At 33.4% G+C, this 13,757-nt stretch carries 11 protein-coding genes; 4 read left to right on the forward strand and 7 right to left on the reverse strand.

Translation table 11 applies throughout. The features are described from left to right. Positions 1 to 23: 23 nt before the first annotated feature. The gene (locus tag Q4487_RS10935; RefSeq protein ID WP_100894585.1) at positions 24 to 1,019 is read left to right on the forward strand and encodes an acyl-ACP desaturase; all 996 of its coding nucleotides are present in this window, start codon (positions 24 to 26) and stop codon (positions 1,017 to 1,019) included. Positions 1,020 to 1,092: 73 nt separating this feature from the next. Here Q4487_RS10935 and Q4487_RS10940 read toward each other — a convergent pair whose 3' ends face one another. The 6 genes from Q4487_RS10940 to Q4487_RS10965 form a co-directional block, all read right to left on the reverse strand. Further along, positions 1,093 to 1,692, reverse strand: a complete 600-nt coding sequence (locus Q4487_RS10940) for a hypothetical protein (RefSeq protein ID WP_100894586.1) — start codon at positions 1,690 to 1,692, stop codon at positions 1,093 to 1,095. Between the two features lie 20 nt (positions 1,693 to 1,712). Then, a complete protein-coding gene (locus Q4487_RS10945) occupies positions 1,713 to 2,630 on the reverse strand; it encodes an OmpA family protein (protein ID WP_303542024.1) in 918 nt (305 codons plus the stop codon). Between the two features lie 389 nt (positions 2,631 to 3,019). Continuing rightward, positions 3,020 to 4,573 carry an aldehyde dehydrogenase family protein gene (locus Q4487_RS10950; protein ID WP_303542022.1) on the reverse strand — a complete coding sequence of 518 codons (1,554 nt, stop codon included), beginning with the start codon at positions 4,571 to 4,573 and terminating at the stop codon, positions 3,020 to 3,022. A gap of 115 nt (positions 4,574 to 4,688) precedes the next feature. After that, a complete protein-coding gene (locus tag Q4487_RS10955) occupies positions 4,689 to 5,231 on the reverse strand; it encodes a 3-hydroxyanthranilate 3,4-dioxygenase (RefSeq protein ID WP_100894588.1) in 543 nt (180 codons plus the stop codon). Positions 5,232 to 5,296: 65 nt separating this feature from the next. Further along, positions 5,297 to 5,764 (reverse strand): CAP domain-containing protein, encoded by a 468-nt coding sequence (locus Q4487_RS10960; RefSeq protein ID WP_303542020.1) that lies wholly within the window; start codon positions 5,762 to 5,764, stop codon positions 5,297 to 5,299. A 206-nt stretch (positions 5,765 to 5,970) separates the two neighbouring features. Further along, on the reverse strand, positions 5,971 to 6,438 hold the full coding sequence (locus Q4487_RS10965) for a CAP domain-containing protein (protein ID WP_303542018.1): 468 nt from the start codon (positions 6,436 to 6,438) through the stop codon (positions 5,971 to 5,973). A 183-nt stretch (positions 6,439 to 6,621) separates the two neighbouring features. Here Q4487_RS10965 and Q4487_RS10970 point away from each other — a divergent pair, with 183 nt between their 5' ends. Next, a complete protein-coding gene (locus tag Q4487_RS10970) occupies positions 6,622 to 12,123 on the forward strand; it encodes an alpha-2-macroglobulin (protein WP_303542017.1) in 5,502 nt (1,833 codons plus the stop codon). Between the two features lie 70 nt (positions 12,124 to 12,193). Continuing rightward, positions 12,194 to 12,703 (forward strand): DUF5004 domain-containing protein, encoded by a 510-nt coding sequence (locus Q4487_RS10975; protein ID WP_303542014.1) that lies wholly within the window; start codon positions 12,194 to 12,196, stop codon positions 12,701 to 12,703. Between the two features lie 71 nt (positions 12,704 to 12,774). Here the strand turns inward: Q4487_RS10975 and Q4487_RS10980 are convergent, their stop codons facing one another. Next, positions 12,775 to 13,290, reverse strand: coding sequence for a CvpA family protein (locus Q4487_RS10980; RefSeq protein ID WP_303542012.1), 516 nt, complete (start codon positions 13,288 to 13,290; stop codon positions 12,775 to 12,777). 93 nt (positions 13,291 to 13,383) lie between these two features. Here Q4487_RS10980 and Q4487_RS10985 point away from each other — a divergent pair, with 93 nt between their 5' ends. Continuing rightward, positions 13,384 to 13,740 carry a hypothetical protein gene (locus Q4487_RS10985; protein ID WP_100894594.1) on the forward strand — a complete coding sequence of 119 codons (357 nt, stop codon included), beginning with the start codon at positions 13,384 to 13,386 and terminating at the stop codon, positions 13,738 to 13,740. The last annotated feature ends 17 nt before the right edge of the window (positions 13,741 to 13,757 follow it).

Genomic DNA, 13,757 nt, shown 5'->3' on the forward strand with positions numbered 1-13,757 from the left:
TTGTTGAAAACAACTTGTATTATATGTCTGCACACAACATAAGATTAGAAGTAATGAAAGCCATAGAGAGCAAAGTAGAGGGGTTTATAGACTCTTACTTAGTTCCTATTGAAAAAATATGGCAGCCAACAGATTTTTTACCAGATTCTCAGAGTGATAACTTTTTTAACGAAGTAGAGCAAATTAGAGAAGAGGCCAAAGAATTGGGATACGATTTTTGGGTTACTCTAGTTGCAGATACTATTACAGAAGAGGCATTACCAACTTATGAGTCTTGGTTAATGGATGTTGAAGGAGTAGACCAACATGATGGTCCTGAAAACGGATGGTCTAAGTGGGTTAGAAACTGGACAGCCGAAGAAAATAGACACGGAGATGTACTTAATAAATATTTGTATTTATCTGGAAGGGTAAATATGAGAGAAGTAGAAATTACTACACAGCATTTAATTGCAGATGGTTTTGATATTGGTACAGATAGAGATCCGTATAAGAACTTTGTATATACTTCTTTTCAAGAATTAGCAACAAACATATCTCACAAAAGAGTGGGGCAAATGGCTAAGAAAAAAGGAAATGTTTTACTTGGTAAAATGTGTAATATTATTGCTGGTGATGAAATGCGCCACCACTTGGCATACAGAGAGTTTGTAAAAGTTATAATGGATCAGGATCCTAACGGAATGATTTTAGCCTTTGCTGATATGATGAAACGTAAAATTGTTATGCCAGCACATTTTCTACGTGAGTCTGGTGGTAGCATAGGAACCGCTTTTGAAACTTTTAGTAACTGTGCACAAAGATTAGGAGTGTACACTGCTCAGGATTATATAGAAATTCTTAGTAAGCTTAACGGTTATTGGGATATTGAAAATTTAAGAGGTTTAAATGATTCTGCTGAAAAAGCTAGAGATTACTTAACTAAACTACCTTCTAGATTACAGCGTATATCAGACCGTATGAAAATTGATGATGATCAGTACCATTTTAAATGGGTACAGGCAAATGGTATGCTTTAATACTGTTATTTAATAAAACAAAACCCCGATTCTTTATAAAGAATCGGGGTTTTTTGCTTGGTTGTAATTGTTGTTATAGTTTACCGTGCTTGTGCTCACTTTGCCATTTTTGCAAATCGGCCCATTTGCCTTCATAACACATTTTAGCTTGCATTGGCCATGAAGATGGGTCGTGTATTCTATAACGTTCTCCACCGGAGTTTAAAACTTCTTGGCATTTTGCTACTGATGCCTCAGACAATGCTTTCCAAGTTTTAATGTCAAATGTATGAAAAAGACCTTCTATTTTTGGTCCAATTCCTTCTACTAATTTTAAATCGTCTTGTTTTACTTTTTTACCATAAATTGCCTTGGCTGCAGCAGCATCAAAAGCAATACCTGTATTTTCTGCTGGTGTTGGTGCCATTGCAGTTACTGGTGGCACAACAACTGGTTTTGCAGCTGTTTTGGCCTTAGCTCTACAAGCATCTAAATCTGCTTGTAATTGTGAGTTGTTTGCGGCTAATTTATCTTTATCTGTTGTTAATTTACTGTTTTTGTCTTTCCAAATCTGTATGTCTTCAGAGTTGTCTATTACCTCTTTGTTACCCCTTCCTAATAAGTAACCAAGAATTGCACAAATTAGGCCTACTAAAGCAGGTATAATCCAGCACCAGATGTTTGTGTTTTCCATATTTAATTTAGTTTATGTGTTTATTTTAAAGTTACTACTGTTCTTCTATTTTGAGCTTTACCTTCTTCTGTATCGTTGGTTGCAATAGGTTCATCTGGACCTTTTGAAGAAGTGTTTATTTTGGCTGAAGAAATACCATTACCAATTAAATATTGTTTTGCAAACTCAGCTCTGTTTAATCCTAAGTTAATATTATTTGCTCTAACACCCGTATTGTCTGTATGGCCAACAACAGTACACATAGCGTCCTCTACTTTGTCTAAGTATGTAGATATATCTGCTATTTTTTGTCTTTGTTCTGTTGTTAAATTAATAGCAGCTTCTCCTGTTTTAAAATGAAGAACTAGAGGGTTTGCCTTAATTTTTAAATAAAGGGCATCCATTTCTGCTGTGTTATCTTCTGCAACAATTGGCTCATAAGCAACCGGGCCGTAATAAATACTGTCTTTAGGTACCATAGAATCCATTAATTGTCCGGCAATATTTAATTTAGATGAAGATACGCCGCTTGCAACTACATAGTTTTTAACAGCATTTGCTCTTGCAATACCTAAGTTAGGATATGCAGAGTTGTTTTCTTCAGCATCTGTATAAAAACCTGTAATGGTTACAGCATTAGTAGCATCTTTATCTAAATACTGTTGTAGCGCTGCAACACCTTTATTTACATTTTCTGATAAAGGTTCTTGGTACTTAAATTCTGAAGTTTTAAAATTAAAATTGTCATTGTTAGAGAATTCAAAGCCATTACCTTTTAAAGAGAAGGGATATGAGGTGGCTTCTGGTTCAACTGGAGTTTTTGTTTCTTCATTTGTGCTGCTTACAGAATTTGTGTCTGAGGTTGGTAATCCGCAACATGAACAACATTTCATAAAAAAGTATGATCCTACCAGAATAGTGATAATAATTCCGAGGAGATACATTAGTTTTTTTGTCATAATGGTCTGGTTTTTTTGTGTTTACGCTACAATTTAGAAAAAAAATATGTAAAATGTTAAAAATGTTAAAGAAATACACATTCTTAAGTTTTTTTTAATGATTTTTTTACTTTTTGTAATGCTCATATACCGTTTATGTACTAAAACCTACCAGATATACATTCTTTACTGGTAAATATATAATTGTATGAAAATCACAACCAGAATAGTTTTACTTTTATGGTATCATAGTAGGAAAAAAACCCTGTTCTCCCGCAAAAGGCGGCATTGAATTTGGGTTTTTTTTATTACGATTATTAGTTAGTTAGCTAAAGTTATTTAGTAGGTACAATAAAGCCGCTGTATACATAATGTATGCAGCGGCTTTTTATAAGGGGTAGTACACTTCCTTATAAGTTAAACTTTATTCCTTGTGCTAACGGTAATTCTGTTGTGTAGTTAATAGTGTTAGTTTGTCTTCTCATATATACCTTCCAAGCATCAGAGCCAGACTCACGACCACCACCTGTTTCTTTTTCACCACCAAAGGCGCCTCCAATTTCTGCACCAGAAGTTCCTATGTTCACATTTGCAATTCCGCAGTCAGATCCTTGTACAGATAAAAAGTGTTCGGCTTCACGTAAGTTGTTGGTCATAATAGCAGAAGATAAACCTTGGGCAACGCCATTTTGTATATCTAATGCATTTTCTACATCACCAGAATATTTAAGTAAATATAAAATTGGAGCAAAGGTTTCATGTTGTACAATTTCAAAAGAATTTTTGGCTTCTGCAATTGCAGGTTTTACATAGCAACCGCTTTCGTAACCTTCGCCTTCTAAAACACCACCTTCAACAACAATGTTACCTCCTTCTTTAACTACTTTTTCTAAAGCATCTTGATACATTTTTACTGCATCTTTATCTATAATTGGTCCTACGTGGTTATTTTCATCAAGTGGGTTACCAATACGTAATTGTTTGTATGCACTAACAACTGCATCTTTAACCTTATCATACATAGATTCGTGTATAATTAATCTACGAGTAGAAGTACAACGTTGACCAGCAGTACCAACAGCACCAAATACAGCGCCAATAACCGTCATTTTTACATCTGCATCTGGAGTAACAATAATTGCGTTGTTACCACCTAATTCTAGTAAAGATTTACCTAAACGACCAGCAACCTCTTTAGCAACAATTTTTCCCATTCTTGTAGATCCTGTAGCAGAAACTAAAGGTACACGGGTATCTTTTGTCATCATTTCACCAACATTATAATCGCCATTTATTAGGTTGCAAATTCCTTCAGGTAAATTATTAGCAGCAAAAACCTCTGCCGCTATATTTTGACAAGCAACACCGCACATAGGTGTTTTTTCGCTAGGTTTCCAAACACATACGTCTCCGCAAATCCAAGCCAAGGCAGTATTCCAAGCCCAAACAGCAACAGGAAAATTAAAAGCAGATATAATGCCAACTACGCCAAGTGGGTGGTATTGCTCATACATTCTGTGTCCAGGACGTTCAGAGTGCATAGTTAAACCGTGTAATTGCCTAGATAGTCCAACTGCAAAATCACAGATATCTATCATCTCTTGTACTTCTCCTAAACCTTCTTGGTAACTTTTACCCATTTCATAAGAAACAAGTTTTCCAAGAGCTTCTTTTTTTTCTCTTAATTTTTCTCCAAACTGGCGTACAATTTCTCCACGTTGTGGAGCTGGCATTGTTCTCCATGTTTTAAATGCAGATGTTGCAGCTTGCATAACTTTGCTGTAATCTTCTTTTGTTGTAGCTTTTACTTTACCAATAAGTTTACCGTCTACAGGGGAGTAACTTTCTATAATATCTCCACTAGAGAAATTGGTAGAACCAGTAGAAGTTCCTTCATTAATATCCTTAAGGCCTAATTCTTTCAAGGCGCTTTCTATTCCAAAAGATGCTGCTATTTTTGACATTTTTATAACTTTTATATTAAAAATTGTTATGTTTCTCACAAAGTTACAAATAAATGCTCTTTGTTTAACAAAATTAAAGTAATGGTTTGTGCTGTCTATTTATTAATGAAAATGACTAATCTTCATCTGCTGTAAACCTACTGTCTACAGGCATTACTGTACCACAATTATTGCAAGTACGGTGGTCTTTAGATCCATAAAATGTTTTAAAATGACCTAAAAAGTCTTTTTCTATATCATTTAATGTAAAATAGGCTTCATATAACTTATGGTTGCAATTGTCACAAAACCATAGAAGGCCATCATCTACACCAAGGTTGTTTCTTTTGCGTTCTATTACCAAGCCAATAGAGTCTTTGTGGCGTACTGGTGAATGAGGAACTTTTGCAGGGTGCAAATACATGTCTCCAGGTCCAAGTTGCATTGTTCTCTTTTTTCCGTCTTCTTGTATGTGTACTTCTATTGTGCCTTCTAATTGGTAAAAAAGCTCTTCGGTTTCGTTATAATGGTAATCTTTTCTGGCATTTGGGCCAGCAACAATCATAACTATATAATCGCCTGCATCTTTATATAAATTTTTATTACCAACAGGTGGTTTAAGTGAGTCTCTATTTTCAGAGATCCATTTGTTTAAATTAAAGGGTGCTTTTATAGACATAATTCTTTTCTTTTTTACGTAAAATGCTTATCAAATTTAAGAAAAGAAAACAGTTTAACCGCGTCTTATTTGTATAACATTTGAGTTACATAGTACTCACCTTGTGTATTACTTAATATAGATATGCCAGTATATTTAAAGTCGGTTTCTATATTATTCTTATGATTTTCACTTTTTAACCATGCATCTAAAATTTGTGATGCTGTATGGTACTTATTTGCTACATTTTCTGCAACAAGAGTTGCACTAGTTTCAGAAGATAAACCCTCTGCTCTTTTTATAAAATTATCATGGTTTATATCATTAACTTGTATCATATACACATTATGCTCTTTGGCATACCTATAGGCATTGTTACTTGTTTGTAATTTTTTTAAACCAATTGTAGTTCTGTGGTTGTTAATTAATGTAACTAATTCGGCTTCCATTTCTGTTACCGCAACTTCTTTATATAATTCGTCTACACTGTCTGTGGTACAGCTTAAAAATAAAATTATAACAAAGTAAATTAAGGGGGATTTTATCTTTTTCATACTAATCAATCGTCATTTAAAAATTTGGGTTATAACAAATGTAAGTGTATAAACGTCTGTATTAGTGTTAAATACTACGTAAGACAAAATAAAATCGGTAATATGTTTCTTTCTAGATAAACTACATAGTTATGCAGATTTAGCAAAAAGAAATAAGAAATAACTTGTTTTAAAACTTAAAAACGGACTATTATTTAAAGTAATATTTATTTGTAAAAAAGTTGTGTGTAGTAGTAATCGCCATCTTGTTCATACATAACACTTATGCCAGTATGTGTATAATCACCTTCTAGGTTTGCTTTATGGCCATCACTTTGTAACCAGCTAGTTATGGTTTCTTGAGCAGATTTATAACTATTTGCTATGTTTTCTGAAATGTAGTTTGCGCCAGTTTTTTCAGAAATTGCTTTTGCTCTTTCTTCAAAATTAGCGTGACTCAAATCTTTAGTAGTTGCCATATATATACAATGCTTTTCTGCATACTGTTTAGCTATGGTACTTTTTAATAATGGTTGCTTACCAATAGATTCTCTGTGTTTGTTTACTTGTGCAAACAATTCGTTTTCTAGTTCTGCACTACTTTTAGTGCTAAGCTCACTATCTAAGTTGTCTTTAGAACAACTTGTTAAAGCAAAAGAAAAAATTAAAACTAAGTAAGGTATTTTTTTTAACATGGTTAGTGTAAAAGTGGTTATTTATTGGTTGGTTTAATTTATGGTTAAGATATGCAAAATGTTGCAACAAAAGGATAAATAATTACGTTCTATTACAATAAAATGCTTTTAACAGGATATTACCCAGTTTTCAGGGAGTATTCTACGTATTATAATCTGTACTTTTACCAAAACTAATTTTTTATGAAAACCAAGTCAATCTTTTTTGTTTTAATACTAGCCCTGTTTTTTGGGTGTAAAAAAAAGGCAACCGTTGTAGATGCTGAGTCTGCAGCTAAGTATGTAGAATATGTAGCCGGATATACAGATGGTATTATATCTACAAAAGCACCTGTGCAAATTATTTTAGCTCAACCTGTAGAGGCTTGGGAAAACGGTAAGGATTTAGATTCTGGTATACTAAAAGTGTCTCCTAATGTAGCAGGTACCTTAAAAGCTGTAAATAGTAAAACTATTGTTTTTACTCCTAAAGATGCTTTTAAACAAGATACTCAGTATACGTTTGAATTAAATATAAAAGAAATTTTTAAAGATGTTCCAGAGGATCTTGAAGAATTTGCGTTTTCTGTAAATACAATTAAACAAGAGTTTAGTGTAACGCTAAGTCCAATGCAGGCATACTCTAAAGAGTATCAATATATAGATATACAACTTAGGTCTGCAGATGATTTATCTTTAGAAACGGTAAAAAAATTAACAAAAGCCACTTATAAAGGTAAAGAGTTAGCTTTTAAATATAACAACCAACCAAAAAGCGGAACTCAGTTTCAGTTTAAGTTAGATAGTATTAGAAGGTATGCAGAGGATGAAAATTTAGTATTAACATACAACGGTAAATCTTTTGATATAGATACAGAAGGTAAAATTGATATTGTAATACCAGGTAAAAATAATTTTTCAGTATTAAACGTAGACGTAAGACAAACAGGAAGTCCTGTTGTAAGAATCAATTTTTCTGATCCATTAAAAAAAGGTCAAAATTTAAAAGGTTTAGTGGTTATAGAGAATGATGCTAATCCTAAGTTTTCTATTAAGGGTAATACTTTATATGTATACCCGTCTACATCGCATTCTGGTTCTGTTTTATTAGAGATTTTTGATGGAATACAAAGAAATGATGGTCAGAAATTAAAAAAGAAGTTTACAGAGCGTATTGCTTTTGAGGAGATTAAGCCACAAGTTAGAGTATTGTCTAACGGATCTATTTTACCAACATCTACAAACTTAAAAGTAAATTTTGAAGCTGTAAACTTAAGCGCTGTAGATGTAAAAGTTTTTCGTATTTATGAAAACAATGTCCTACAGTTTTTACAAGTATCAGAATTAAATGGAAACAACCAGTTAAGAAGAGTTGCAAGACCAATTGCAGGTAAAAAATTAGAGTTAATAAATGAGCTTACCGTGAATAATGGTAAGTGGCAAGCGCACGCGTTAGATTTAACAAGCTTAATTACGCCAGAGAAAGGCGCTATTTATAGAGTAGAGTTTTCATTTAAACCACAATATAGTTTATACTCTTGTGATGATACTAATTTTTCTGATGAAGAAGAAAAAGAGGAGTCTTTTGATGAGGAAACAGAAAGTAGTTATTGGGATAATGCAGAAAGCTATTACGACAATAGTTATAGTTGGAGCGAGAGAGAAAATCCTTGTCATACATCATACTACGTAAATAAAAAAGTAGGTGTAAATATATTAGCAACAGATATTGGTGTTACCGTTAAAAAAGGATTAAACAAAAATTATTTTGTAGCTGTAGCAGATTTAATTACAACCAAACCAATCTCTGGAGCAAAAGTTACATTTTACAATTACCAACAACAAGAGTTAGGCTCTGTAACTACTAATGCAGAAGGAGTTTCTTTTTATGATGCAGATCATCTTGCATTTTTTGCAGTAGCAGATTTTAAAGGTCAAAAAACATACGTAAAACTTAATGATGGTAATGCACTATCTGTAAGTAAGTTTAAAGTAAACGGAGTAAAATTACAAAAAGGAATAAAAGGATATATTTTTGGAGAACGTGGTGTTTGGCGTCCAGGAGATATGTTGCACTTGTCATTTGTTTTAAATGATAATGCTAATAAGTTACCTGCTAATCATCCTGTAAAATTAGAATTGTTAGATCCTTACGGTAAAATAGTACACAGAGAAATTAAAACATCTGGTGTAAATAACTTTTATAATTTTCCAATACAAACAGATGAAGAAGCACCAACAGGAGACTGGTTGGCAAGAGTGTCTGTAGGTGGGGCTCAGTTTACAAAAACTATAAAAATTGAAACAATAAAACCAAATCGTTTAAAAATTAAGAACGATTTTGGAGCTGGTATTCTTAAAGGAGGCAATCCTATAAGCGGAACAATGGAAGTTAAATGGTTGCACGGTGCAGTTGCAAAAAATTTAAATACAGATATTGCAGCTAAGTTTAATACCAAAGTAACTACTTTTAAAAACTACCCAGGGTTTATTTTTGATGACCCAAGTAGAGCATTTTCTGCAGAAGAACAAGTTGTTTACAATGGTAAAATAAATGAAGAGGGTAAAGCAAAATTCTCTATAAATCCGCAGTTAGAAAGTAACCCTCCAGGAATGTTACAGGCAGCTTTTGTAACTAAGGTATATGAAAACGGGGGAGATTTTAGTACCGATGTTTTCACAAAAGAATATTCTCCTTACCAAACATATATTGGTCTTAATGTACCAAAAGGTGATAAGTCTAAGGGGATGTTACTAACAGATGTAAAACATAATTTTGAGGTTGTTTCTGTAGACCAAGATGGTAAACCAAAAGCAGCTAAAAACTTAAAAGTAGCCATATACAAAATACAATGGCGTTGGTGGTGGGAGACTTCAGAGGACAACCTTACACACTACGGAAATAGTGGTTATAGGAATAAAGTATATGAAACTACAATTAGCACAAACTCTAAAGGAAAAGGTAATTTTGAGTTTGAATTAAAATACCCAGACTGGGGTAGATATTTAGTAAGAGTTGAAGATGAAAATGGCGGGCACGCAACAGGTAAAGCTGTTTATATAGATTGGCCAGGTTGGGCAGGTAAGTCTAAAAAGAACGATCCGTCTGCGGCTACAATGTTATTATTTTCATCAGATAAAGAAAAATACAACGTTGGCGAAACAGCAACCTTTACTTTTCCTAGTTCAGAAAATGGTAGAGCGTTAGTAACAGTAGAAAATGGTAGCGAGGTGTTAGAATCTCTTTGGGTAGAAACTCAAAAAGGAGAAACTAAATTTACTATACCTATGACCAAAGAGTACACGCCAAACGTGTTTATTCATATTTCATTATTGCAACCACACGCATCTACACAAAATGATTTACCTATACGTATGTATGGTGTAATTCCAATTTCTGTAGAAAATAAAGAAACAAAGCTAGAGCCAGAAATTGATATGCCAGATGTGCTTAGGCCAGAGGAAACAATTAGTGTTGAGGTAAGCGAAAAAGAAGGCAAGGCAATGACGTATACTATTGCTATTGTAGATGAAGGTTTATTAGATTTAACTAGGTTTAAAACACCAAACCCTTGGGGAACTTTTTATGCCAATGAAGCATTGGGAGTAAAAACTTGGGATATTTATGATGATGTTATTGGTGCTTTTGGTGGTAGAATAAATCAGGTATTTGCAATTGGTGGTGATGATGAATTAGCAGGTGCTAAAAATAAAAAAGCAAATAGGTTTGAGCCTATGGTTGTGCATTTAGGTCCGTTTAAATTAGAAAAAGGAGAAACTAAAGCGCATAAAATTAAAATACCTAAATATGTAGGTTCTGTTAGGACTATGGTTGTTGCAGCAGATGCAGAGAAAGAAGCATACGGTAGCCAAGAGAAAACTACGCCTGTACGTAAACCATTAATGATTTTAGCATCATTACCACGCAAAATGACACCTGGTGAATCTGTAATATTACCAGTTACTGTTTTTGCTATGGAGAAAAAGGTTAAAAACGTAAAAATAAAAATTAAAGAAAATAAGGCATTTACTATTGAGGCCGGTAATAGCAAATCGTTAAGGTTTGATACTCCGGATGAGAAAATGGCATACTTTGTCCTAAAAGTATCAGACTTTAAGGGCATAGGTAAGGTGGTTGTAGAGGCTTCAGGTAATGGAGAAAAAGCATCTTTTGAGATTCCAATAGATGTTGTAAATCCTAATCCTGTTACGGCAGACGCATCAAACTATATAATAGACCCTAACAGTAGAAAAACTATTAATTTAGAGACATTTGGTGTTGCTGGTACAAATACAGCGTCAATAGAACTATCTACATTGCCACCAATGAATTTTAATGGTAGAATGCAATACTTAATTCGTTACCCACACGGTTGCGTAGAGCAAACTACATCTGGTGCTTTCCCTCAGTTATTTTTAGCAGATATTTTTGATATGCCTAAAGCTAAAAAACAACAAGTACAGAAAAATGTAGAAATGGCTATAAACCGTTTAGCAGGTTTTCAAACGTCTAACGGAGGCTTGTCTTATTGGCCAGGTCAGTCTAGAGCTAATGATTGGGGAACAACCTACGCTGGTCACTTTATGTTAGAGGCTGAAAAAAGAGGTTTTGTATTACCAATAGGTTTTAAATCTAAATGGATTACATACCAGAAAAACGTAGCTAAGCAGTACAGAAGTAGTGGTAGGTATACATTGTTGCCACAAGCATACCGTTTGTATACACTAGCTTTAGCTGGTAGTGCAGATGTTGCGTCTATGAACAGGTTACAAGAAACAAAAGACTTGTCTAACCAATCTAAATTAAGACTAGCAGCAGCGTACGCACTTATTGGTCAGAAAGCAGTAGCTGTAAAATTAATGAACAGTGCAACATTAGACTTTAATAATAGCAAGCATAATTATAATACGTATGGTTCTGCCGAGCGTAACAAAGCAATGGCGTTAGAAACTATGGTTGTTATGCAAAATAAGCAAACGTCTCAGCAGTTGGCTAAAGAAGTTGCAGAAGCTTTAAATAGTGATGCATATATGAGCACACAGAGTACAGCGTACAGCTTACTTGCAATAGCTAAATTTGCAGATTTAGTTGGCGGTAAAGGCATAAAAGCAACTATAAAAGTAAATGGTAAAAGCGATAAAGTTAGCACAAGCAAAACGTTAGCAAATAGAGCGCTTTCTATTAAAAACGGAAGCAATACTATAGATATTAAAAATAATGAAGGTAATACGCTTTATGTAACTTTAGTTAATAGCGGTAAGTTGCCAGTAGGCGAAGAAAAAACGGTACAAAATAACTTAAATGTAACTGTAGTTTACAAGTCTAGAAACGGTAGTGTTATAGATGCATCACAAATACAACAAGGAACAGATTTTGTAGCTGAGGTTGTACTTAAAAATACAACAAATACTAAAATTGAAGATGTAGCATTAACAGAAATTTTTCCTAGTGGATGGGAAATTGTAAATACTCGTTTTACAGACTTTGGGAACTTTGCAGAAAATAATGTTACTTATACAGATTTGCGTGATGATAGAGCTAATTTCTATTTTGATTTAAAAGATAATCAAACAAAAAGCTTTAGAATATTATTAAACGCATCTTACTTAGGAACGTATTATTTACCAGGAGTACAGGCAGAGGCAATGTATGATAGTGATTATGTAGTACGCACAAAAGGACGTTGGGTAGAGGTTGTAAAATAAGTACAACTTCTACGCAACCTTTTTAAGATTTTAGGTTCTAATTAGTATATAATAATTTAAAATTAGAACTATGAAATTAAAATTAGCTTGTGTTAGTTTGCTTGGTATTTTATTCTTGAATTGCTCGTCTGATGATAATGGAGCAACTTGTGCTAGTGATTATACAGGAGAGTTAAATGAAGATGAAACTGTTTTGCAAGGTGCTTGGGTGTTAACAGCAGTAGAGTCTAGCGAAGCGGTAGACTTAACAGATGATGAAGAGGACAACCCTTTACAAGATATTTTTGTGCAAAGTTCTGACTGTTTAAATGATGCTAAATATAATTTTAATACAGATAGAAGTTTTACTTTTAAGCAAGGGTTAACCGAAACAGATTGTGAGCAGCAAAGTGATATATCAGGTACGTGGCAGTTGCTAGGTAATGTGTTGAGTTTCTCTAGTGTGTGCACTATTTTTAGTTCACAAATAGAACTAGATGATGATGCTACAAATTTTACAATAACAAGTAGGGCAAACCTTAGAGATGTAAACAATAAAATTGTAGAAGCAGAGGTGACTTATATGTACACTAAAAATTAATAAAAGTCAATAAAACTTAGAGCGTCTAAGTACAACTTAGGCGCTTTTTTTATGTCTAAAAAGTAAATTATTTAAAGTGTTTCTGTAGTAGATTCCTCGGTTTGGGTTTCTTCTAAAACAAAAGCAAATACCAGTTCACCAATAGTTTTTATAGGTGTATACAGCGTAGAGCTCTCTATAGTTTCTTCTTTTACAATTTGTAAATTTTGGTTGGCCTTATCTAAAAAAAGAAGTAGACCACCAATAATAACAGCAACTTTTAAAGCCCCAAATAGTCCGCCTGCTATACTGTTTAAAGATCCAAGCATAACGGCATTTGCTACTTTGGTAAGTAATTTGCCCACTAAATTAATAATAAGTACAACAACAATAAACGTTAAAATAGAAGAAGAAATATGAATAGTACTTTGGTTCCATTCCCATTTTTCAGTAAGGTAGTTGCCAATAATATAAGAGAAATGAATAGCAGCATAAATACCAGCAATTAAAGCAATAAGGGAAGCTAACTCTACTAAAAGTCCGTTTTTAACGCCTTTGTAAAGTCCCCAAATTAGTAGTATTCCTAGTATAATGTCTAAAAAATTCATTTTCAAGTGTTTTTACAAATATAGGATATTGATTTGTACCTTTACATCTTTATAAAAAACAGAAGAAAATAGAATCAATTTGTAACTATAACAATGTCAAGAGATACAGAACTAAAAGAGAGATGGACAGTTTTAGTAGAAAAACTATCTGCGCAATTTGCAGACGGTGATGTTCTAGAGCTAGATGCAATTATATACTTGGTTGGCATACAAGAATTAGGAAAACCACACGCTAAATATAAAAAGGACGAGAAAATAAATTTAATGCATATTGCCATCTGTAGGTTGTTAGAACCTTATGGGTATTATGAATTTGAAATGTTTGATGAAGACGGATGGCCACACTATACAATAAAAGAAGAGCTACCAACATTAAAAGCAGGTGAGCAAAGTGTTTTAATGAAAGAAGCACTAGTAAACTACTTTATAGAAAAACAATATATAGAATAAGTTTTTAGGTTGATGTT

Origin of the sequence: Cellulophaga sp. 3_MG-2023, assembly GCF_030546975.1 — a bacterium.
GTDB lineage: Bacteria > Bacteroidota > Bacteroidia > Flavobacteriales > Flavobacteriaceae > Cellulophaga.

Bases quoted from the DNA above. Each gene is read 5' to 3' on its own strand.
- Q4487_RS10970 (WP_303542017.1), top strand. From the start codon at position 6,622: ATGAAAACCAAGTCAATCTTTTTTGTTTTAATACTAGCCCTGTTTTTT.
- Q4487_RS10940 (WP_100894586.1), bottom strand. From the start codon at position 1,692: ATGGAAAACACAAACATCTGGTGCTGGATTATACCTGCTTTAGTAGGC.
- Q4487_RS10950 (WP_303542022.1), bottom strand. From the start codon at position 4,573: ATGTCAAAAATAGCAGCATCTTTTGGAATAGAAAGCGCCTTGAAAGAA.
- Q4487_RS10965 (WP_303542018.1), bottom strand. From the start codon at position 6,438: ATGTTAAAAAAAATACCTTACTTAGTTTTAATTTTTTCTTTTGCTTTA.
- Q4487_RS10945 (WP_303542024.1), bottom strand. From the start codon at position 2,630: ATGACAAAAAAACTAATGTATCTCCTCGGAATTATTATCACTATTCTG.
- Q4487_RS10935 (WP_100894585.1), top strand. From the start codon at position 24: ATGTCTGCACACAACATAAGATTAGAAGTAATGAAAGCCATAGAGAGC.
- Q4487_RS10980 (WP_303542012.1), bottom strand. From the start codon at position 13,290: ATGAATTTTTTAGACATTATACTAGGAATACTACTAATTTGGGGACTT.
- Q4487_RS10985 (WP_100894594.1), top strand. From the start codon at position 13,384: ATGTCAAGAGATACAGAACTAAAAGAGAGATGGACAGTTTTAGTAGAA.
- Q4487_RS10960 (WP_303542020.1), bottom strand. From the start codon at position 5,764: ATGAAAAAGATAAAATCCCCCTTAATTTACTTTGTTATAATTTTATTT.
- Q4487_RS10955 (WP_100894588.1), bottom strand. From the start codon at position 5,231: ATGTCTATAAAAGCACCCTTTAATTTAAACAAATGGATCTCTGAAAAT.
- Q4487_RS10975 (WP_303542014.1), top strand. From the start codon at position 12,194: ATGAAATTAAAATTAGCTTGTGTTAGTTTGCTTGGTATTTTATTCTTG.